General features: G+C 70.2%; 17 protein-coding genes. 5 read left to right on the top strand and 12 right to left on the bottom strand.

The annotated features are described in order from the left end of the window. Positions 1 to 7: 7 nt before the first annotated feature. From ON26_RS25470 to clpB, 4 genes are all read right to left on the bottom strand, one after another. Positions 8 to 820, bottom strand: a complete 813-nt coding sequence (locus ON26_RS25470; protein WP_051027563.1) for an SDR family NAD(P)-dependent oxidoreductase — start codon at positions 818 to 820, stop codon at positions 8 to 10. 178 nt (positions 821 to 998) lie between these two features. Continuing rightward, complete coding sequence (locus tag ON26_RS25475; protein WP_373280961.1) at positions 999 to 2,021, bottom strand: TtfA family protein; 1,023 nt, start codon at positions 2,019 to 2,021, stop codon at positions 999 to 1,001. Between the two features lie 23 nt (positions 2,022 to 2,044). Beyond that, on the bottom strand, positions 2,045 to 2,851 hold the full coding sequence (locus ON26_RS25480; protein ID WP_040799547.1) for a DUF5666 domain-containing protein: 807 nt from the start codon (positions 2,849 to 2,851) through the stop codon (positions 2,045 to 2,047). Between the two features lie 199 nt (positions 2,852 to 3,050). Then, complete coding sequence (gene clpB, locus ON26_RS25485) at positions 3,051 to 5,612, bottom strand: ATP-dependent chaperone ClpB (protein WP_040799550.1); 2,562 nt, start codon at positions 5,610 to 5,612, stop codon at positions 3,051 to 3,053. A 288-nt stretch (positions 5,613 to 5,900) separates the two neighbouring features. Here clpB and ON26_RS25490 point away from each other — a divergent pair, with 288 nt between their 5' ends. The 5 genes from ON26_RS25490 (at position 5,901) to ON26_RS25510 (ending at position 10,044) form a co-directional block, all read left to right on the top strand. Continuing rightward, positions 5,901 to 6,398 carry a YbaB/EbfC family nucleoid-associated protein gene (locus ON26_RS25490; RefSeq protein ID WP_083884348.1) on the top strand — a complete coding sequence of 166 codons (498 nt, stop codon included), beginning with the start codon at positions 5,901 to 5,903 and terminating at the stop codon, positions 6,396 to 6,398. Then, positions 6,395 to 6,712, top strand: a complete 318-nt coding sequence (locus tag ON26_RS31840; protein WP_051027566.1) for a WXG100 family type VII secretion target — start codon at positions 6,395 to 6,397, stop codon at positions 6,710 to 6,712. The genes ON26_RS25490 and ON26_RS31840 overlap by 4 nt, the downstream gene beginning before the upstream one ends. 64 nt (positions 6,713 to 6,776) lie before the next feature. Further along, positions 6,777 to 7,862, top strand: coding sequence for a DUF6882 domain-containing protein (locus tag ON26_RS25500; protein ID WP_218000629.1), 1,086 nt, complete (start codon positions 6,777 to 6,779; stop codon positions 7,860 to 7,862). A gap of 185 nt (positions 7,863 to 8,047) precedes the next feature. Then, the gene (locus tag ON26_RS25505) at positions 8,048 to 9,208 is read left to right on the top strand and encodes an FAD-binding oxidoreductase (protein ID WP_040799429.1); all 1,161 of its coding nucleotides are present in this window, start codon (positions 8,048 to 8,050) and stop codon (positions 9,206 to 9,208) included. Positions 9,209 to 9,261: 53 nt separating this feature from the next. Continuing rightward, positions 9,262 to 10,044: an FAD-binding oxidoreductase gene (locus ON26_RS25510; protein WP_051027568.1), complete on the top strand. Its 783-nt coding sequence runs from the start codon at positions 9,262 to 9,264 to the stop codon at positions 10,042 to 10,044. A 7-nt stretch (positions 10,045 to 10,051) separates the two neighbouring features. Here ON26_RS25510 and ON26_RS25515 read toward each other — a convergent pair whose 3' ends face one another. The 8 genes from ON26_RS25515 to ON26_RS34965 form a co-directional block, all read right to left on the bottom strand. Continuing rightward, positions 10,052 to 11,224 (bottom strand): FAD-binding oxidoreductase, encoded by a 1,173-nt coding sequence (locus ON26_RS25515; protein ID WP_040799431.1) that lies wholly within the window; start codon positions 11,222 to 11,224, stop codon positions 10,052 to 10,054. Between the two features lie 319 nt (positions 11,225 to 11,543). Beyond that, complete coding sequence (locus tag ON26_RS25520; RefSeq protein WP_040799433.1) at positions 11,544 to 11,939, bottom strand: heat shock protein transcriptional repressor HspR; 396 nt, start codon at positions 11,937 to 11,939, stop codon at positions 11,544 to 11,546. After that, positions 11,939 to 13,102 (bottom strand): molecular chaperone DnaJ, encoded by a 1,164-nt coding sequence (gene dnaJ / locus ON26_RS25525; RefSeq protein ID WP_040799436.1) that lies wholly within the window; start codon positions 13,100 to 13,102, stop codon positions 11,939 to 11,941. The genes ON26_RS25520 and dnaJ overlap by 1 nt, the downstream gene beginning before the upstream one ends. A 36-nt stretch (positions 13,103 to 13,138) precedes the next feature. Continuing rightward, positions 13,139 to 13,828 (bottom strand): nucleotide exchange factor GrpE, encoded by a 690-nt coding sequence (gene grpE, locus ON26_RS25530; protein WP_040799437.1) that lies wholly within the window; start codon positions 13,826 to 13,828, stop codon positions 13,139 to 13,141. Continuing rightward, on the bottom strand, positions 13,825 to 15,669 hold the full coding sequence (gene dnaK / locus ON26_RS25535; RefSeq protein WP_040799439.1) for a molecular chaperone DnaK: 1,845 nt from the start codon (positions 15,667 to 15,669) through the stop codon (positions 13,825 to 13,827). Before dnaK ends, grpE begins: the two co-directional genes overlap by 4 nt. Before the next feature lie 333 nt (positions 15,670 to 16,002). Next, a complete protein-coding gene (locus tag ON26_RS25540) occupies positions 16,003 to 17,526 on the bottom strand; it encodes a dynamin family protein (RefSeq protein ID WP_040799440.1) in 1,524 nt (507 codons plus the stop codon). After that, positions 17,523 to 19,367: a dynamin family protein gene (locus ON26_RS25545; RefSeq protein WP_040799442.1), complete on the bottom strand. Its 1,845-nt coding sequence runs from the start codon at positions 19,365 to 19,367 to the stop codon at positions 17,523 to 17,525. Before ON26_RS25545 ends, ON26_RS25540 begins: the two co-directional genes overlap by 4 nt. Positions 19,368 to 19,425: 58 nt before the next feature. Continuing rightward, positions 19,426 to 21,843 (bottom strand): IniB N-terminal domain-containing protein, encoded by a 2,418-nt coding sequence (locus ON26_RS34965; protein WP_040799444.1) that lies wholly within the window; start codon positions 21,841 to 21,843, stop codon positions 19,426 to 19,428. Positions 21,844 to 21,920 lie beyond the last annotated feature (77 nt).

Below are 21,920 nucleotides of genomic sequence, written 5' to 3' on the forward strand. Positions count from 1 at the left end.
CTCCTTGTCAGGTACGTCCGCGTGAGTTGAACAAGCCCCGGTTCATTCGGACCTGCAGACCCCGGGGGATGAGGCCGGCAATGGTGGTGAGTGCCTTGTACTGCACGCCGGGCACGCTGATCACGCGATCGGCGTCCAGGTCGCGCAGCGAGCCGCTGACGACCTGATCGACGGACAGCCACAGCGGCTCGGGCAGCGAGGACATCTCGATACCGGCCCGCTGATGGAACTCGGTGCGCACGAAGCCGGGGCACAGCGCCTGGATTCGCACCCCCGTGCCGGCGAGTCCACCCGCCAGTCCCTCGGAGAAGGATACGACGTAGGACTTGGAGGCCGAGTAGGTCGATCCCCGGCCGGGAATCAGGCCCGCGACGCTGGCGACATTGACGATCGAGCCCTTGCCCGCGGCCATCATCGAGGGCAGCGCCGCATGGGTGAGCCGCAGCACCGAGGTGACGTTGACGTCGAGCTGGGCCTGCAACTGCTCGTAGGGCAGCTCCCAGAACTCGCCCGAATGCGCGAAACCCGCATTGTTGACCAGGAATTCGACGCCTTCGGCCACCCGGGCGGCGACCCGCTCACGGTCCTGCTCCTCGGCCAGATCCGCGGAGAGCACCTCCGAGCGGGTCGCGTAGGAGCGTTCCAGCTCCTCGGCCAGGGCCCGGAGCCGTTCCGCGTCGCGCGCGACGAGCACCAGGTCGTAGCCGAGGGCGGCCAGCCTGGTCGCGTAGCCCTGACCGATGCCGGAGGTGGGTCCGGTGATCAGGGCGATGGGGCGGGTGGCCCCCGGCAGGCGCGCGGGGGGCGGGTTGTCGGTCATGACTTCGCCAATCCGATCGGCGGGGTGGTCGTTTCGGCAGGGCGCCGGGTCGCTTCTGCCGCGGCGGGCCGGGGCGCGTCCGTGGTCGATCCAACCACTTCGTCACCGGACCGGGTCACGGCGGCCGCGATCCGGGTCGTTCCGCCCCGGAACCGGGGCATTTCGGCACCGGGCCGGCTCACTTCGGCACGGGACCCTGGTACGGGCGGAAGCCCGGATGGAACGGTCCCCCCGCCGGGCGCGGGCGATCCTCGTCCTCGAACTCGGCCGCTTCGCGTGGGGCGCGCTCGTCCCGGGCGCGGTCCTCGTGCGCGCGCTCGTCGCGGGCGCGGTCGGGCACGACGGCCAGCGAGGGCCGCCTGGCGCCTTCCGCGTCGGCGCGGGCCGCCCTGGCCGCGGCGATCTCATCGGCATCGGGAAGATCGACGTCACGGTCGTCGCCGCCACGATCGCCGGTGGCGCGATCGCCTGCGTCGCGGTCGTCGTACTCACGATCGACGGCCGGGCCGTCGGGATCGTCGTCGTCGAAGTCGTCGAACTCCGGATCGCGGGCGGGCGGACGGGGGCGGACACGCTCGGGTTCGCGCGCTTCACTGACCGGCGGCAGCACGTGCAGCAGGCCCGACAGCCGGAGCACCGCGTCGATCGCGGTCTCCCAATCACGGGCGATGGTGCCGACATTGAGCATGCCCAGGGTCCAGTTGCCCTCGCTCCACAGCATCTGCACGGTGTCGGGCAGCGTCTCGATGAACGCCACCATCCGCTGGTCCACCGCATGCCGGGCGATCTCCGGATTGGTCGCGAACACCACCCGGTCACCGATCGCGCCGAGCAGTTCCAGATCGGCGTCCTTGGGCGGGGCCGCCGTCTTCAGTCGCATGTCGACGTCGATGTCGGAGCCGATCTGACGACGCACGGCCACCAGCGTCGCGGCGTCCTCGAGATCGAAGAGGACGAACTTCTCACCCTTGCGGATGCCCGAGACCACGTCCACCGCCGACAGATAGCCGAGCTTGGCCAGCGCACCGCGCCGCCACGTCGACGTGAGCGCCGGTTCCACCGATACGTAGGTGTATCCCTGGGCCTTCGCCCACACCTGGCGCGCGTGACCGGACCGCTGCCGCTGGACCCGATCGAAATACAGCAGTACGACCGCACCCACGAGTGCGATCGCCGCCAACCCGAACCACATAGCCGTCATCGCGGTCTACCCTAATATCCCGATCATCGTCCACCACCGGGCAACGCGGTGCTGACGATGATTCTCGCCTGAATCGTGCCGTCCGAGCCCTTCTCCCCCTGCACGACGACCATCTCCCCGACCGGCAGATCGGCGGCGTGCAGCACCGACAGCGAGATCACCTGGGTCGCCGCGTCGGTGCGCACGGTGACATCGCCCCCGGTCATGGTCGCGATGGTGAGGGTGCCGCCGTCATTGGCGGTGATGGTGCCGACCGTCGCGCCGAGTTCCTCGAGTCCGAGCTCGGGTAGTCCGGGCAGTCCCGACAGGCCGGGCAGTTGCCCGGTGGTGCTCGGCGCCGCCTGGAACGGCAGCGTGTGCGTAGTGCCGGTACTGCCGGCCGCGGTGGTGTCGGTCTCCTCCCCGCCGCCGAGCAGCAGGCCGGCGGCGACGCCGACCACGCCGACCAGCGCGATCACGCCGAGGCCGAGCGCGATCCACAGACCGGTATTGCGCTTGTGCGGGCCCTGCCCCGGCGGCACGTACTGATCCGGCGGCGGGTTCGCCCCCGGCGGCGGGCCGGGCATCCCGGGCTGCTGCCCCGGCGCCCCGGCCCAGGTGCCGCCCGCCCACTGCTGATCGCCCTGCCATCGGCCGCCGGGCTCGTAGGCGCCCCACTGGCTGTCCAGCGGCGGAATCTCGCGGGTGGTTCCGGCGGAGGGCGGCGTGGACCACGGGTCGTACTGCTCGGTGGGCGGATATTCACCGTGCCCGAAGGCCCCCGGCGGGCCGAGGTGTTCGGTCGGCGCATCGCCCGGCCGCTGCCCCCAGGGATCCTTCGGGTTGGTCATGCCTTTCAGACTAGGGGTGTGCGCGAGGATCCGCCGCAGTTCGCCCGCCGACATCGCTCGTGCCGCGACCAGCGCAAGCCCCGTGAACACGACACGTCCCCACCGGGATTCGACCGGTGGGGACGTGTCGGTGTGATGAGCGGTCAGCCGGCGCGCGCAGTGGCCGCCGGCGTCACCGGGATCAGCGGTTCCCGCGGGATCAGGCCGCGGGGCCGACGACCAGCTCGCCGCCGTCCGCGCTGACACCCACGTTCACGGTGTCCCCGTCGACGACCTTGCCCGCCAGCAGTTCCTTGGCGAGGGTGTCGCCGATGGCCTGCTGGATCAGCCTGCGCAGCGGACGCGCGCCGTAGACCGGGTCGTACCCGCGCATCGCCAGCCAGAGCCGCGCCGCCGGGGTGACCTCGAGGGTCAGGCGCCGCTGACCCAGCCGCTTCTGCAGCTGGCCGAGCTGGATGTCGACGATGTGGGCGAGCTGCTCCTCGTCGAGGGCGTGGAACATGACCACGTCGTCGAGGCGGTTGATGAACTCCGGCTTGAAGGCCGAGCGCACCGCGTTCATCACGAACTCCTCGTCACCGCCGGCACCGAGGTTGGAGGTGAGGATGAGGATCGTGTTGCGGAAGTCGACCGTCCGGCCCTGACCGTCGGTCAACCGGCCCTCGTCGAGCACCTGCAGCAGGATGTCGAACACATCCGGGTGCGCCTTCTCGATCTCGTCGAAGAGCACGACCGTGTACGGCCGCCGTCGCACCGCCTCGGTCAGCTGACCGCCCTGGTCGTAGCCGACGTAGCCGGGAGGGGCGCCGACCAGGCGCGCGACAGCGTGCTTCTCGCTGTACTCGCTCATGTCGATGCGCACCATCGCGCGCTCGTCGTCGAACAGGAAGTCCGCCAGCGCCTTGGCCAGCTCGGTCTTGCCGACGCCGGTCGGGCCGACGAACAGGAACGAGCCGGTCGGCCGGTTCGGGTCGGCCACGCCCGCGCGCGCCCGCCGCACCGCGTCCGAGACGGCCTGGACCGGGGCCTGCTGCCCGACCACGCGGCGGCCCAGTTCCTCCTCCATCCGCAGCAGCTTCTGGGTCTCACCCTCGAGCAGCCTGCCGACCGGGATGCCAGTCCAGGACGAGACCACCTCGGCGATGTCGTCGGGGCCGACCTCCTCCTTGAGCATCAGCTCGCCGCCGGAGGTCGCGCTCGACGACTTCTCGGCCTCGGCGAGTTCCTTCTCCAGCGCCGGGATGCGGCCGTAGCGCAGCTCGGCGGCCTTGCCGAGATCGCCGTCGCGTTCGGCGCGCTCGGACTCCCCGCGCAGCGATTCCAGCTGTTCCTTCAGCACCCGGACCTGATCGATGGCCTTCTTCTCGTTCTGCCACCGGGTGGTGAGCTGATTGAGCTTCTCGCGATCGTCGGCCAGCTCCTGGCGCAGCTTGGCCAGGCGCACCTTGGAGGCCTCGTCGGTCTCCTTCTCCAGCGCGACCTCCTCGATCTCGAGCCTGCGCACCGCACGCTCGACCTCGTCGATCTCGACCGGTCGCGAGTCGATCTCCATGCGCAGCCGGGACGCGGACTCGTCGACCAGGTCGATCGCCTTGTCCGGCAGGAAGCGCGAGGTGATGTACCGGTCCGACAGCGCGGCCGCGGCGACCAGCGCGGAGTCGGTGATCCGCACGCCGTGGTGCACCTCGTAGCGCTCCTTGATGCCGCGCAGGATGCCGACGGTGTCCTCCACCGACGGCTCGCCGACCAGCACCTGCTGGAAGCGCCGTTCCAGAGCGGCGTCCTTCTCGATGTGCTGGCGGTACTCCTCGAGCGTGGTCGCGCCGACCAGCCGCAGCTCGCCGCGGGCCAGCATGGGCTTGATCATGTTGCCCGCGTCCATCGCCGATTCGCCGGTCGCGCCCGCGCCGACGATGGTGTGCAGCTCGTCGATGAAGGTGATGATCTGGCCCGCGCTGTTCTTGATGTCCTCGAGCACGGCCTTGAGCCGCTCCTCGAATTCACCGCGGTACTTCGCGCCGGCCACCATCGCGCCGAGGTCGAGCGAGACGACCTTCTTGCCGCGCAACGATTCCGGCACGTCGCCGGCCACGATCCGCTGGGCCAGGCCCTCCACGATCGCGGTCTTGCCGACGCCGGGTTCGCCGATCAGCACCGGGTTGTTCTTGGTACGACGGCTCAGCACCTGCACGACGCGCCGGATCTCGGTGTCGCGGCCGATCACCGGATCGAGCTTGCCGGTGCGGGCGGCCTCGGTCAGATCGGTGGAGTACTTCTCCAGCGCCTGATAGGTGGACTCCGGATCGGGGCTGGTGACGCGGGCGCTGCCACGCACGGTGGTGAACGCCTCGCGCAGCGCGTCGGCGGTGGCGCCGTGCCCGACCAGCAGCTTGGACACCTCGGAGTCACCCGCGGCGAGGCCGACCACCACATGCTCGGTGGAGACGTACTCGTCGCCGAGCTCGGTGGCCAGGCGCTGGGCAGCGGTGATCGCGGCCAGCGCTTCGCGGCCGAGTTGGGGTTGCGTGGTCGCGCCGGTGGCGCGCGGCAGCCGGTCGACGAGATCCTGCGCTTCGCGCCGCACCGCCGCGGGCTGCACGCCGACGGCTTCGAGCAGCGGACCCGCGATGCCGTCGGTCTGATCGAGCAACGCCACCAGCAAGTGCGCCGGACGGATCTCCGGGTTCCCCGCGGCCGAGGCGGCCTGCAGGGCAGCGGTCAGAGCCGCCTGGGTCTTAGTGGTGGGATTGAACGAGTCCACCCTCATCACCTCTTGGGTTGTGTGCGGTTGTTGTTGCTTGCTTCAACGTATACAAAGTTGAGTCTGTTCCGCTCAAGTCAGAAATTTTCCGCCGACTCGACCGACCTCTGTCCGGCTGGAAACGCACAGGTCAGCCGCCCTCACGCTACGCCGCGTCACGGCGTGGACGTGATCCATCTCGCGCGCCGCCCGCGGCTCCGGAACGTGACTTGCCCCACAATCGGAACCGCCGATCCGGCTGGTCGCGTCCAATCCCACGTCAGAGCTTCGTCGACAGTGGGATGCAAAGTGGCCGAGGACTATCCGGAAGTGACGCGGGAGAGCAACGCCGCCCTGCGATCGCAGATCGAATCGATGCTGGACTCCTACGAGCGCGACACCTCCGCGTTGCGCGATGCCCAGTTGCGCGCGGCCGAACCGGTGAGCGTGTGGTCCGACGACAATCTGGTACGGGTCACCGCGACCATCGCCGGCGTCGTGGAAGTCCACCTCGAGGCGGAGGCGTTCAAGAACTCCACCCCGCAGAAGCTGGGCGCCTCGATCACCGCGACCGTGCAGGAGGCGGCGCGGGCAGCCGCGGCCGGTCTGGAGCAGGCGATGGCGCCGTGGACCGCGCTGGCCGATTCGATGCCGGACCTGCCCGACCTGATCCCCGGCGCGCCGTCGACGAAAGACCTTCTCGCTCAGCTCGCTCCGCCACCGCCCGACCAGGTGCCCCCGCCGCCCTCGGACGGCGGAGACGACGACGAGGACGACTACTTCCGCAACCAGGGATATCTGCGATGAGTTCCTTGCAAGCCGACCCCGATGCCCTGCGCGATACCAAGACCGCGTTCGACTCGGCCGCCTCGGCGATCACCACCGCCGCCGACCGGCTGGCCGCCGTCATCGCCGCCGAAGGCGAGTGCTGGGGCAACGACGAGATCGGCCGATCCTTCGCCCAGAACTACACCAACGGCGTCGAGCAGGGGCAGAAGGCCGTCGGAAACCTGGCCACCACGATGACCCAGCTCGGCGCGAACATGGTCACCATCGCCGACAAGCTCGTGGAGCAGGACACCGAACGGGCCGCGCAGCTGAAGAACTCGACCGGCACCTAGGCAGGCATGAATATCGGAACAGCGCAGACGCTTTCCTCGCGAATCGGATGGATAGGGTCGATGCATGGCTGAGATCACGCTGGCGAATCTGTTGGACGATGCGGCATTGCTGTCGCTCGAACACCAGATCCATCTGTCGGAAGTCGCGGGGGACCGGCCGTGGAGCGTCGATCTCGCAGGGGCGGGGCGATTCACGTTCACGGGTGATCAGCCGATCGAGGCGCAGCGGGTGCATCTGCTCGGCTCGGCAGCGCCGGGGCCCGCGTCGTTCCTGTGGTCGTGGGCGAATCCGAGTGGATACTCCGAGGAGGTGACGGGTCTGGCGAAAACGGTGCGCGACTTCGGGATCCGACACGGAATTCGTGAACTCGCCGATCCGGAGGTGCCGTTCTCGGCGCTACCGGGGTCGCCGTCGGATCCGCCGATCGTGGCCGCGATTCTCATGGACGCGGCGAAAGCTGTCTGCGGGCTGTGGACTTCGTATACGGGGCCGGTCGGCGGCGGAACGCGCGCGGCCTTCCTGATCGAACATCCGTCGTTCCTGTTGCCCGCTCCGACGGGCCCGCGCATCGCCACGATATTGCGGCGAGGATTGTCGCTACCGACGCTGCAGGATCATCGGCGGGCGCTGTACAGCTATGTGACCAAGCGCGGATTGCAGGGGCGGCCGAATGCGGATTGGTCGCAACTGGATATCACCGGGCCCGGAATCACGGCGACGGTGGCGTTCGACCGATACGCCCGGACCACGAATATCGACATCCGGATGGACGGGCCGAGCGACACCGGTGAACTGCTGCTCGCCACGGCGTTCGACGGACGCGACCCGCAGGGCAGGCCGATCGTGAACCGGCCGCCGGTGGACCCGCGGTACCTGGACCGGGTGCTGCACTACCTGCAATACGCGCCGGTGGTGCTGGCCGCGCGCAGTCGTGACACCGACGATTTCGATCCGGCGGAGCGCGATGTGCCGATGAACTTCCACACCGACGGAGTGTTCGTGTGGCCGGGCGCGGTGCCGCATTACCTGCGCAAGTACGGAGTGCCGCCCGAGCCGGCGTTGGTGCAGCACATCATCGCCAGGAACTTCGAGATCGGCGAGGTCGACGACGCGGCTCGCCAGGCCGCTGTCGCCCGAGTGACCAGCTGAAACCCGCGTTCGGAGTGCCCGTTCTCCCGGGTTCACCGCGGGTGTGCGGACCGACATGAAATCAGCCCACCCGACCCGGCCGTTTTTCAGGGATACTGGGAGCCGATGGACCGCCGGATCACGGCGGTCCCTGCGCACGCGGTCGAAGAATGCGCAGATGGACGGGAAGAAAGGAAGCCCCTGTCGTGGATGCGCGTTCGGCAGCGCTGGTCCGCGCCAATCTCCGTGCGGTGATCCAATCACCGAGCGGACCCGAGCGGTTGATCAGTGCGTTCTATGGTCATCTGTTCGCCGAGAACCCAGGGCTTCGCGAACTCTTTCCCCCCGCCATGGACATGCAGCCGAAGCGGCTGGCCACGGCGATCGCCTTCGTCCTCGATCACCTCGAGGACTGGGACCGGGCACAGAACTTCCTCGAGCAGCTGGCCCGCGACCACCGGAAGTACGGGGTCACGGCCGAGCACTACGACCTGGCCGCGATGGCCCTGCTCGACGCTTTCCGCACCTACAACGGGCCGGCCTGGACCAGGGAATTGGAAGAGGGCTGGCGGGATGTGGGTATTTTGATTTCGGCGTCCATGGCGATCGGCGCCAACTCCGACAAATCCCCGCCGTATTGGGAGGCGACGGTGGTGGGGCATCGGCGAGTGCTCGACGATCTGGCGATCGTGCGCCTGCAATCCGATTCTCCGGTCCCCTATCAGGCCGGGCAATACGTGCCGGTCGCCGTCCCGCAGCGGCCCAAGATGTGGCGGTATTTCTCGCCGGCGATTCCGTCGAATCCCTACGGCGAGATCGAATTCCACGTGCGCAAGGTGCGCGGCGGATGGGTGAGCCCGGCCATCGTCAACGAGACCCAGGTGGGAGATCGCTGGCTGATCGGCGGGCCGCTCGGCGGCCTGCACATCGACCGCGACAGCGGCAAGGACGTACTGCTGATCGGCTCGGGCACCGGCATCGCGCCGATGCGCGCGCAGCTGATCGAGATGAGCCAGCGCGGGGTGAATCCGCGGGTGCACTTCTTCATCGGCGGGCGCTATCCGTGCGACCTGTACGACGTGGAGAACATGTGGCAGCTCTCGCAGAGCAACCCGTGGCTGACGATCGTGCCGGTGTGTGAGCAGAAGTCCAATCCGTGGTGGTATCCGCATCCGCCGACCGACGCCCCCTACGGCATGCACCGCACGCTGATCGGCAATCTGGGCGCGGTCGTGGCGAGCTTCGGCGCCTGGGAGGACCGGCAGATCCAGATCGCCGGGTCAGCGACGATGATCGCCGACACGCGGCGTGCGCTGATCGCCGTCGGCACTCCCGAGCACATCATCAGCAGCGACCCGATCGGGTAGGTCATAATCGCCGGACGGGAGAGCGCGGTCACGCCGCGGGGACAGGAGTTCGGATGACGGAGCCGGGGGCGCTCGACCAGGGTGTCGCGCAGAGCGAATGGACAGCGACCGTGGTCGGGCACCATCGCCTGCGCCACGACATCGCGGTCATCCGCTTGATCGGTGAGTTCGTGCCGTTCCGCGCCGGGCAATCGGTGGAGGTGCGCACCGCCGCGCACCCCGAGGTGCGCCGCAGGCTCTCCCCCGCGCTGCCGCCCTCGCTGGACGGCAAGCTGGAGTTCCATGTGCGGACGGTGCCGGGCGGGTGGCTCAGCGGCAGCCTGGTCGCCGACACCGAAGCCGGAGACGAGTGGCGGATCAGCGCGCCGGCGGGCACCTTCCACGTCGATCCCGAGGGCGACGAGGTGGTGATGATCGCGGGCGGCACCGGGCTGGCGCCGATGCGCGCGCAGATCCTGGAACTGGCCCGCGCGCCGCAGCCGCCGCACACCTATCTGTTCGTGGGCGGACGCAGCCCGCGCGACCTGTACGCCTCGGACATGCTGGTGCTGCTCGCGGCCGAACTGCCCTGGCTGACCGTGGTGCCGGTGGTCGACCGGCTCTCGGACCCCAACTGGGCCGACGAATGGTACGAGCACGCGCGGGCCGAGGTCGATGTGGACTTCCCGGCCGACGATCTGCTCGAGGGCACGCTGGCCGACGTCGTCGGTTCGCACGGTGCGTTCGATCACCACCAGGTGCTGGTGTGCGGCTCGCCCGCGATGACGAGGGCGACGGTCGACCGACTGGTGGCGACGGGCACCCCGCGCGCGGCGATCCAGTTCGAAGGGATCTGACGCCCGGTCAGAAGAGCGGGTCGTGGCGGATGTTCTTGGCCGGCGCGCCGACCGACATCAGCCGGAACCGGGTGGTCTGGACCATCGACGGGGAACCGGCGATCTGGATGTCGTGGTCGGTCCACGGGCCGGACTCCGCGACGATCTTGCCGAGCTGACCGACCAGCCGGGGCTGCAGACCGGGGAACCGCGGTTCCGGTTCACCGGGCGCGCGGTAGAACCACCACGGTTCCTCCTCGCTCTCGGCGACCGGGGTGACGGTCAGCCACGCGTGCTCGACGGCCAGTGCGCTCAGGATCTCGAGATCGTAGAGATCGCAGGGATGGTGGCCGCCGACGAACAGGTGGACCTTCGGGTTGCTGCGCCGCTGGGCCATCTCCAGCAACTGTGCACGCAACGGGGCGATGCCGGTCCCGCAGCCGACCATGAGCATTTTGCGTTTGGCATTGCGCGCGACCCCGAGCCCACCGAGCGGGGAACCGATCAGCCACTGATCGCCGACCTGCGTCTGACTGATGATCGCCGGGCTCACCCAGCCGCCCATGATGCCACGGACATGGAATTCGATCTCGCCCTGCGGATTCGACGGCACGGCCGGGGAAAGATATCGCCACATCCGCGGTCTGGACGGAATCTGCACACTCATGTACTGACCCGCCGCGTATTCCATCGGTTGATCCAGCCGGAGCCGGATGACCGACAGATTTCGCAGAACCGCGCGGTTCTCCACGACCCGGGCCGACCACACCGCCGGTGAGGCCTCCTGTTCGGCGGCGCCGAGCATGGTGTCGGAGATGAGCGCGAGCCCCTCGTCCCAGGCGCGGTCCACCTCGTCGGTCCACATCTCGGTGCCGGCGAACTGGCGCATCGCGGACTTCAGCGACGACGCGACGGCGACGTAGTGCTCGCCGCGGACGCCGTATTTGCGGTGGTCACGACCCAGCTGGGCGAGGAAGGGAACCAGCTCGTCGGGGTCCTCGAGCTGGTCCAGGGTGTAGGAGATGGCGTTGACCAGGCGGTCGCGCTGCAGATCCATCGCCGCCGGGAAGAGGTCGCGCACCGGTGGGTAGTTGGTGAACAAGATGGCGTAGAACGCCCGCGCCAGCCGCTCGGGTCCGTCCTCCTCCGCTGCCACCGCCTTGAAGGTAGTTCTGATCAAAGCGACGGTCCGCGAATCCATTTGCGCCACAACCTCATTTCGCACTCGAACACTGACCGTGCCGGCGAGTGATGTGCTGCGGCGCACTCGACAGCAGCCGATAACCATGGAGAGTGTAGGCGAGGATCGTCGGCAACGGAACGATAACAATCGACATCACGTGACAAATAGCGTCGAAACAAGAACGCCATGGGAATTATCCGCAAATAACAGACCGGAAGCCCGATCGACGCCGCTAATTCCTACAGACTGGTCGGCCTGACCGGTGCCGGCAATATCTCGGTTACCGATACGACGAAGGCCGGGCCGCACAGTTCGTGCGGCCCGGCCCGTGCCGTGTTCAACGCTGGTGTCTGGGCTTCCAGACCACCAGCGCGGTGCTGCGCTGCGGCGGCGAGAGGTCGGGCCGGTAGCCCGCCCTGGCCCGCTCCAGCTCGGCACGCAGCTCGGCGACCTCCTCCTGGAGGCGCTCGACCTGGTTGGTGAGCTCGATGATGCGCTTGATGCCCGCCAGATTGACGCCCTCGTCCTGGGACAGCCGCTGCACCTCGCGCAACAGCTCGACGTCCCTGGCCGAGTACCGGCGGCCGCCGCCCGAAGTGCGTTGCGGCGTCACCAGCCCGAGCCGGTCATACGTGCGCAGCGTCTGCGCGTGCATGCCCGCCAGCTGGGCCGCGACCGAGATCATGAAGAACTCGGCACGCGCCCCGGCGGACGCCTTCGGATCGTCGGACATCACGCACCTGCCCATCCCGCCCGCGGATCGAATCCGGCTGCCTTCTCCGCCTCACGATAACGCTCGAGCGCCTCGACGGCGGCGTCGTCCAGTTTCTGCGGCACCGCGACCTTGACGGTGACCAGCAGGTCGCCTGCGCCGCCGCCGCGCTTGGGCACACCGCGCCCGCGGACCCGCAGAGTCCGGCCGTCGGCGGTGCCGGGCGGCACCTTCACCCCGACGCGACCCTCCAGGGTCGGCACCGAAACCGTCGTGCCCAGTACCAGTTCGGCGTAGCTGACCGGCAGCGCCAGGGTCAGGTCGTCGCCGTTGCGGCCGAAGACCTTGTCCTGGCTGACGTGCACGGTCACGTACAGGTCGCCCGAGGGGGCGCCCCGCAGACCGGCTTCGCCCTGGCCCGCCAGCCGGATCTTCTGGCCGTCGCTGACGCCGGGCGGGATCCGCACCGTGATGGTGCGGGTCCGGTTCTGGATGCCGTTGCCGTGGCAGTCCACGCACGGGTCGTCGATGATCGAACCGGTGCCCCGGCAGCCGTCGCAGGGTTCGCTGAACCCGAACGCGCCCTGGTTGCGGTTGATCACACCGGTGCCGTTGCAGAGCGGGCAGACCCGCGGACTGGTCCCCGGCTTCGCGCCGCTGCCGTGGCAGGTGGTGCACGGCGAGGGACTGGTCATCCGCAGCGGAACGGTGACGCCCTGCGCGGCTTCGCGGAATCCGAGAGTCGTCTCGGTCTCCACGTCGGATCCCCGACGCGGCCTGCTGCTCCCGGTGCGGGCGCCGCCCCGGTTGAACAGGCCGCCGAGCAGGTCGCCGAGCCCGCCGTCCCCCGCCGAACCACCGGCGCCGAAGATGTCGCCGAGGTTGAACTCCTGCGAGAAGCCACCCGCCCCGCCGGGCGCGAACCCGCCGCGAGGGTAGCCACCGCCGGCGAACAGCCTGCGGGTTTCGTCGTACTCCTTGCGCTTGGCCGGGTCGGAGAGCACCGCGTGCGCCTCGCTGACCGCTTTGAAGCGCTCCTCGGCCTTGGTGTCCCCCGGATTCGCGTCCGGATGCAGATCACGGGCGAGCTTGCGATACGCCTTCTTGATCTCGTCCTGCGAGGCGGAGGAGGGAACGCCGAGTTCCTTGTAGTAGTCCTTCTCGACCCACTCTCGTTGGCTCATCGGTCACTCCCTCCTTCCGCCTGTCGCGGGATCGTGTCAATCCTTGTTCGCGGCATCTTCATCCGATGCCTCTGCTCCGTCCGACGTGACCTTCGCGGTCTCGTCCGCCACGCCATCGGTGACGCCGACCAGCGCGTGCCGCAGCACCCGATCGCCGAACCGATAGCCCTTCCGCATGACCGTGCCGAGCACCTGATCGTGGCCCGAACCCTCGTGCTGCACGGCCTCGTGCAGGGTCGGGTCGAAGGGGTCGCCCTCCGCGCCGAACTCCTCGAGGCCCTGCTTGCGCAGCGCGTCGACGAGCTTGTCGGCCACCGACTTCAACGGCCCGGACTCGAGGTCGCCGTGTGCGCGCGCCCGGTCCAGGTCGTCGAGGACACCGAGCAGCTCGGTGACCACGGCGGCCTTGGCGGCGTCGACGGCGGCCTTGCGATCGCGGTCGACCCGACGCCGGTAGTTGGCGTACTCGGCGGTCAGGCGCTGCAGGTCGGCGGTGCGCTCGGCGAGCTCACCGGAGGCCGATTCGGCCACGGCCGCGGCTTCCGCGCCTGACCCCGGCTCGGCGTCGACCTCGACGACCTCGGCCTCCGCGGCGGTGTCGGCCGCGGCGCCGTCGGCCGCCGGATCGGGCGCGGACTGCTCGCCCGCGCCCGCCGTGCGGACCTCACCGGTCTCGGGGTCGATCTTGCGGTTGTCCACCACGGTGATCGGCTCCTTCTGGGTCACTTCTTCTCCGTGTCGACAGGCTCGTCCACGACCTCGGCGTCGACGACGGAATCGTCGGCCCGGTCGGACGAGGAATCACCCGACGCGGCGGACTCGGCTGCCTGGGCGTCGTAGATCGCCTGGCCGAGAGCCTGCGACTCGGTGGCCAGCTTCTCCACGGCCGCCTTGACCGCGGCGATGTCGGTGCCCTTCAGGGCCTCCTTCGCCTCGCCGATGGCCGCCTCGACCTTGGTCTTCACGTCGGCAGGCACCTTGTCGGTGTTGTCGGCGATGAACTTCTCGGTCTGGTGGACCAGCGACTCGGCCTGGTTGCGGGTCTCGGCCTCCTCGCGACGGGCCTTGTCCTCGGCCGCGTGCGCCTCGGCGTCCTTGACCATCCGGTCGATCTCCTCCTTGGACAGGCCGGAGCCGTCCTGGATCTTGATCGTGTTCTCCTTGCCGGTGCCCTTGTCCTTGGCGGTCACGTGCACGATGCCGTTGGCGTCGATGTCGAAGGTGACCTCGATCTGCGGCACGCCACGCGGGGCCGGCGGGATGCCGGTGAGCTCGAAGGAGCCGAGCAGCTTGTTGTGCGCGGCGATCTCGCGCTCACCCTGGAAGACCTGGATCTGCACCGACGGCTGGTTGTCGTCGGCGGTGGTGAAGGTCTCCGAGCGCTTGGTCGGGATGGTGGTGTTGCGCTCGATGAGCTTGGTCATCACGCCGCCCTTGGTCTCGATGCCCAGCGACAGCGGGGTGACATCGAGCAGCAGGACGTCCTTGACCTCGCCCTTGAGCACGCCGGCCTGCAGTGCGGCGCCGACGGCCACGACCTCGTCCGGGTTCACGCCCTTGTTGGGCTCCTTGCCGCCGGTCAGCTCACGCACCAGGTCGGAGACGGCGGGCATACGGGTCGAGCCACCGACGAGGACCACGTGGTCGATGTCGGAGACCTTGATGCCGGCGTCCTTGACGACCTGCTGGAACGGCGCGCGGGTGCGGTCGAGCAGATCGGAGGTGATCTTCTGGAACTCGGCGCGGGTCAGCTGCTCGTCGAGGAACAGCGGGTTCTTGTCCGCGTCCACGGTGATGTAGGGCAGGTTGATCGAGGTGCTCTGCGAGGAGCTCAGCTCGATCTTGGCCTTCTCCGCCGCCTCGCGCAGGCGCTGCAGGGCCATCTTGTCCTTGGTCAGGTCGATGCCCGAGCTCGCCTTGAACTTCTCGACCAGCCAGTCGACGACGCGCTGATCCCAGTCGTCGCCACCGAGGTGGTTGTCACCGGAGGTGGCGCGGACCTCGACGACGCCCTCGCCGATCTCCAGCAGCGAGACGTCGAAGGTGCCGCCACCGAGGTCGAAGACCAGGATGGTCTGCTCGTTGTCGCCCTTGTCCAGACCGTAGGCCAGCGCGGCCGCGGTCGGCTCGTTGACGATGCGCAGCACGTTCAGGCCGGCGATCTGACCGGCTTCCTTGGTGGCCTGACGCTGGGAGTCCTCGAAGTAGGCGGGGACGGTGATGACCGCGTCGGTGATCTCCTCACCCAGGTAGGCCTCGGCGTCGCGCTTGAGCTTCATCAGCGTGCGCGCGCTGATCTCCTGCGGGGTGTACTTCTTGCCGTCGATCTCGACGGTCCAGTCGGTGCCGATGTGGCGCTTGACCGACCGGATGGTGCGATCGACGTTGGTGACCGCCTGGTTCTTGGCGGGCTGGCCGACCAGCACCTCACCGTTCTTCGCGAACGCGACGATGGAGGGCGTAGTACGCGAACCCTCGGAGTTGGCGACGACGACCGGTTCACCACCTTCGAGAACGGCGACGACCGAGTTCGTGGTCCCGAGGTCGATTCCGACCGCACGAGCCATGAGTAGTTCCTCCTCTTGGTTTGCCCCGCGACTGGTCAGCCGCTTCGGCGTCCTGCTCTTCAATACTGAGCGGGGTCGGCTCAATCTTGCACCCGGTTCCCACCGGCGTCAACTACAAGTTGAGTGAATCACGCTCAAGTCCGACGAAGACGACAACCAGCCACCGCGCGGACTTATTCCGTGACCGGCGGAGAAATTTTCATCCGCCCGTTCCACAGGTCTACCCAGCCCGGCGGACGTTCACCGGCAACCACGCCGCCGAGCTCGAGGGCGGCCGGGTTCGGGCAGATCGATCCCGGCGGCGTCGAGCCGCCCACCTGCGGGGCGAACGACTCAGCGAGCCTGCGGCAATACCGGAAGGATGCCCTCCGCGCTGCGGGCGGCCGTCAGGCAAGCGGCCCGGGTGTGCCGATCGGCCAAGGGGTGCGCCGATCGGTCCCGCCACTTACGCACCAGCTCGACCGCGCGCCCACGGGCCAGCGCGGCCGGCGCGTCGGCGGGCAGCCCGAGCCGCAGATACGGCGCGACCCCGGCGCCGCCCAGCAGGCGGTGCAGCTCGGCCAGGTCCTCGGGCGGGAGCGGCAGTTCCCCGGCGCGCAGCCGGCTCAGCAGGCGCAGTTCGGCGAAGCCGTGCACATCGGCGAGCAGGGTGCGCACCCGCGGCAGCAGACCGTCGGCGGCGGTGCCCGGATAGGCGGTGAGCACACCCGCGAGCGCGGTGAGCGCGGAGTGCGCCTTGAGTTGATCGGCGCGCTGGGCGAATTGGATGTCGAGCACCGCGCGCAGCTCCTCGATCCCGCTGCGCTCGGCCAGTTCGGCGGCCAGCGCGGCGGAATCGCGCACGCCGAGCCGGATCAGCGTGACCGCCATCCGGATTCCGAACAGGCCGAACCGCGCCGCCAGCGCCGCACGAACGTCCGGCGCGACCGGCAGGGCGATATCGGGCCCGGCGAACCGGTCCGCCGAGAGCATGGCCGCGCCCAATTCCCCGGCCGGCACCCCGGCCAGCGCCTGGAACGCACGGAATTCCTGCTCGCGCAGAGTCGCCGCCGCGAACGCCAGCAGCCCCGCGACCGGGATCACCGCCTGGCACAGGCCGGTGCGTTCCAGCTCGCCGGCGAAGCGGGCGGCCACCTCGCGCGCGGAATGCAGCGCGTCCAGACCGCCCGCGCCGATCTCGTCGGCCCGCGAGACCACGCCGATCACACCGAGCGGACCGGCCGCCGAGCCGCTGCCCGCGCCGACCCGCTCCAGGAAATCGAGATCGGCGGTGTCCAGACGACGCAACAGATAGACGACGGCATCGGCGCCGGGAACGCGGACCGGTCCGACCTCGTCCGCGTCGGGAGTCAGCAGCCGGGCGGTGCGCCTGGAAACCTCCCGCGACAGCGACGAGGTGCCGGGAGTGTCGACGAGTGTGGTGCGCGCCAGCGTCGCGGCGGGCCACTGCACCTCGAGGTGGTCGACCTCGTGCGGGCCGGGCCGGTTCCAGGCCGGAGCGGACAGATCGAAGGTGAGCCCGTGTGCGCCACCGCCGCGGCGGACCACGACGTGCGCGCTCGCGCCGTCGGGGGCGATCGCGGTCACGCCCGGGGTGGAGCCGTGGCGGTACCAGGTGACGACGCGGGTGCACTCGGTCGCGTCGGTCGGGGCGATGTCCTGGCCGACCAGCGCATTCAGCAAAGTCGACTTACCCGCCTTGATCGATCCGGCCAGGGCGACCCGCAACGGCTGGTCGAGGCGCCGGGCGCACTCGGCGAGCATGGCGCGCGGGCGCGGCTGATCGGCGAAGGACTGCCCGGCCAGGGCGATGAGTCGATGGGCCTCGCCGACGATTCCCGGCGCGTCGGTTCTCACCGGGCGACCCTACCGAGAGCGGAACCGGGAGCCTGATCGGAGCGTCCCATCAGCTCCGCGTATGCGCGCAGTTCGGTCACGACGCGCAGCCGGCGTTCGAGTTCTTCGCAGCGGGCGGACCGGCGGGACGATTCCATCGATGCGGCATCCTGGGCGGCGCGCAGCGAATCGTCGATGGAGCGCAGCGCACGGTCGGCGACGCCCGCGTAGTGGTCGCGCAGGGCGCGGTGGATGCGGTGCAGGCGATCCTTGGATTCCTTGCCCGCCTGGAACGCCACGTCGTCGACGAAGCGGCGCACGGCGGTCTTGGCCTCGGCGCGTCGGCGTGCCAGCCGGGCCTGCTTGTCGTCACGGAAGGCCTTGCCGCCCACCAGCACGCCCGCGCCGAGCGAGATCGGGTTGAACATCGCCAGTCCGGCGAAGGTACTGGCCAGGCCGACCATCAGCACGCCGCCATAGGAGCCGCGCATGCCGACCAGCAACTTGCTGCCCAGGCCGATGTCGGGTTCCAGTTCACCGAGGGTCGCGGCCGCGACCGCGCCGCTCTCGCCGCCGACTCCGGCTCGCACGTCCGGCAATTCGACCGTGCCGCTGTGGGAGAAGTGCTCGGCGACCCGATCGGCCAGGGCCGTCGCGCGCTTGTGCGTCCACAGCAGGTTCTCGCCGAGCGCGCTGTCCACGGCGTCGGTCAGCCACTCGGCGATCAGCGCCCAGTGCCTGCCCGGGTCGTGGTCGTCGATCCACTCCTCGCCGGTTCGGGCGATGCCGCGCAGGCGATCTCGCAGATCGTGGTCGACGTCGCCGGCCAGGTCGGTGATGCCGTCGGCGAGGGTCTGCTGCCAGGCGGCGGTGCGGCGGTGCAGGTCCTCGGCGGCGGTCCTGGCCGAACGCAACTCGCCGACCGCGGTGGCGCTGCGGTCGGGGTCGCGCAGCGCGAGCAGTTCGCTGCCCAGGGCGAGCGCGAGATGTTCGGCGGCGGAATGGATGTCACGGGCGAGGGCGGCACGGGCGGCGGACCGGTCGCGCGCGACCACCTCCTCGCGCAGGAACCGGTACAACTCGCCGTACCCGGATTCCAGCCCCAGCATCTTGTCCTGGGTCCGCATCGCGTGTGCACGCAGCAGCGCCGACACCGGCACGATCGGCAAGTCCAGACCGGCGCGTTCGAGATGAGCCGCATCGGCGTCGCGCACCTGACGCCAGTGCGGATACAGGTCGATCTTGGTGAGCACCAGCGCCACCGACGGGCACAGCTCGCGCACCTGGCGCAGGAACCCGAGCTCGGGCTCGGTGAGTTCGGTGGACGCGTCGGAGAGCACCAGCACCGCGTCGGCCGAGGGCACCATCGCGAGCACGGTCGCCGCGCCCGCGCCCGCCCGGCCGCCCACTCCGGGGGTGTCGACCAGCACGATGCCGTCGTCCAGCAGCGGATTGGGCAGCCGGACCTCCTGGCGCGCCACCCGCCGTCCGCCGGCCTGCGGGGTGCGCTCGCCGAGGTGATCCAAGGGCACCTCCACCCGGTGTTCGGCGCCGTCGCCGGGATCGAGGCAGACGAGCTCGGCGCACGGCGCGGGGCCGGAAGCCAGCACGGTCGGCACCGCCGTGGTGGCATCGTCGCCGACCGGGCAGACCTCGGCATTCAGCAGTGCGTTGACGAACCGGCTCTTGCCCTGCCCGAGCAGGCCCGCGACCACGATCCGCCGCCGTGGATCGCGCACCCGCTCGCTCGCCGCCGCCAGGCGCGCCACCAGATCCGCGCGCCCGGCGGCCCGCGCCACCGCGATCGTCTCGGTGAGTACCGGCAGCAGCGGTACGGCGGAGGGCTCGGCGGTAGTCACCATCGCTCGTGCAGACCTTTCGGAAGAAGCGCGAAATCCTCTGACGCTGAATTCTGTTGTCTCAGTGGATGAAGCCGTCGTCCATCGGGTCGGCCGCGCCACCGCTCTCGACACCGGCTCCGGCCGTGCCGAACAGCCCGGCCTCGCCCGATCCGGTGAGCGAACCGCCGAGACCCGAGCCGAACGCGCTGGACACATCGACCGCCGACCAGGTGCCCGCCGCACCGGCCACCGAACCACCGACCCCGGCCGTCGCATCGAGCGAGTGCGACACCGATCCGCCCAGCGAGCCGCTCGCATCCGCGGCCCCCGTCAGGCCGCCGGCCGGACCGCCCGCGATCTCCGTACCGCCGGTCAGGCCGCCCGTGGTGTCCACACCGCCGGTCAAGCCGCCCGTGGCATCCGTCGCACCGGAGAACACGCCCGTTACCTGTGTGCCGCCCGACAGACCGGACTCGAGTCCTGCCGTCGCACCACCACCGAACCCGGCTCCTACGCCGCCCCCCAGCCCCAGGCCGGCTCCGAGCCCCGCCTCCAGACCCGTTCCCAGCCCAGCCTCCAGACCGGCTCCGAGTCCCGCCTCCAGACCCGTTCCGAACCCAGCCTCCAGACCGGTTCCCACACCCGCCTCCAGGCCTGCGTCGAGACCCGCCTCCAGTCCCGCGTCGAGAGCCGAGCCCAGCCCGGCTCCCGATGCGGTCCCGAGCCCGATGTCCAACCCCCCGCCCGATCCGATCTCCAGCCCGGTCCCGAGGCCGGCGCCCACGCCCGACAGGGCATCGACCGCGCCCGCCACACCGCCGGAAAGGCCTGACACGCCGTCGAACGCGCCCCCGGCTCCGATCGCAGCGCCCAGCCCCGTTTCCAGCCCGGCGTCCACCGCCGCTCCGGCACCGGCAAGGGCACCGGCACCAGCAGTGACGGACCCTTCTACCGCGCCGCCCGACCCGGTTGCCGCGCCGACGCCCGCCTCGACCGCCCCGTCGATCGCCGTCCCGAGCCCCCCGCTCAACCCGGCGCCCGTCTCCGTACCCGCACCGACCGCTGCGCCGATGGCCGCGCCGAGGCCTGTCCCGAGGCCGGTGGTCGCATCGAGTCCACCAGCGATCTCACCCCCTACCCCGGCGACCACCCCCAACCCGGTGTCGAGGCCGACGCCCAGGTCCGCACCGGCCCCCACCGCGCCACCGAGACCCGCCGTCACATCACCGACCGCACCCACCACACCATTCAGACCCGCCCCCACGGTGCCCGCCAGATCACCGCCGACGCCCACCGCGCCATCGATACCCGCCGCCACGGTGCCCGCCAGATCACCATCGATCCCCACCGCGCCACCGAGACCCGCCGTCACATCACCGACCGCACCGACAGCGCCGTCCAGTCCCGCTCCGATATCACCGGCCGAGCCCGCACCGGCACCGACCGCGCCACCGAGACCGGCCGCCGCCCCACCGACCGCACCCACGACACCGTTGGCGCCCGCGCCCACATCGCTCCTCAGACCACCACCGACACCGATCGCACCGCCGAGACCGGCGGCCACATCACCAACCGCTCCGACGACACCGTCGAGACCGGCACCCACGCTCCCCACCAAGCCGCCACCGACACCGGCCCCGAGCCCGCCGCCGAGACCAGCCGCCACCTCACCAACCGCACCGGCACCTGCGCCCAATGCCCCACCGAGCCCTGCCGTCACGTCCCCGACCGCACCCACCGCACCGTTCAGTCCCGCACCCAGACCCGCCGCCACATCACCAACCGCGCCGGCGCTTGCATCCAATGCCCCACCGAGCCCTGCCGTCACGCCCCCGACGGCACCCACCGCACCGTTCAGCCCGGCACCGATGCCCGCCGCCAGATCCGCACCGGCACCCAACGCACCGCCCAGACCCGCCGTCACGTCACCGACCGCACCCACCGCACCGTTCAGCCCGGCGCCGATGCCCGCCGCCAGATCCGCACCGGCACCCAACGCACCGCCCAGACCCGCTGTCACGTCACCGACCGCACCCACCGCACCGTTCAGCCCGGCGCCGATGTCCGCCGCGAGGTCGGCTCCGATTCCGATCGCAGCACCGAGGCCGAGATCCAGCCCGGCCCCGAGGTCGAGCCCGGCCCCGAGGTCGAGATCTCCGCCGAGGCCCGCTCCGGCGTTCCCGCCGAGGTTCAGGCCCAGGTCGGCGGCGACGCCGGTGGCGGCTTCGATGCCGGCGCCCGCGGCGGCTCCCGCTACGGCTGCGCCGGTGGCCGCTGCCGTGGTGCCGCCCGCGGCGACGATGGCGGACAGCTGGGAGCCACCGCTGACCAGAGCCGATTCGGCGACCATGGGGGCGACAGCGGCGATGTCCTCGGCGGTGACCTCGCACAGTCCCGCGGCGGTGAGGGCGGCCTGGGGGTCGGCGCAGTAGCCGGTGGCCGCCTCGCGGTCGCGCAGCAGGCCGAGGATGAACTCGAGAATCGCGTTGGGGGTCATTCGGATCGTCTCCTGAAGATGGGCGGGCCGAAGCGCTCCGCACTCGTTGGAATACCTGTCACGCTAGGTAGCCGGAG

The organism is Nocardia higoensis NBRC 100133 (genome assembly GCF_000308595.1).
GTDB classification, from domain to species: Bacteria; Actinomycetota; Actinomycetes; order Mycobacteriales; family Mycobacteriaceae; genus Nocardia; species Nocardia higoensis.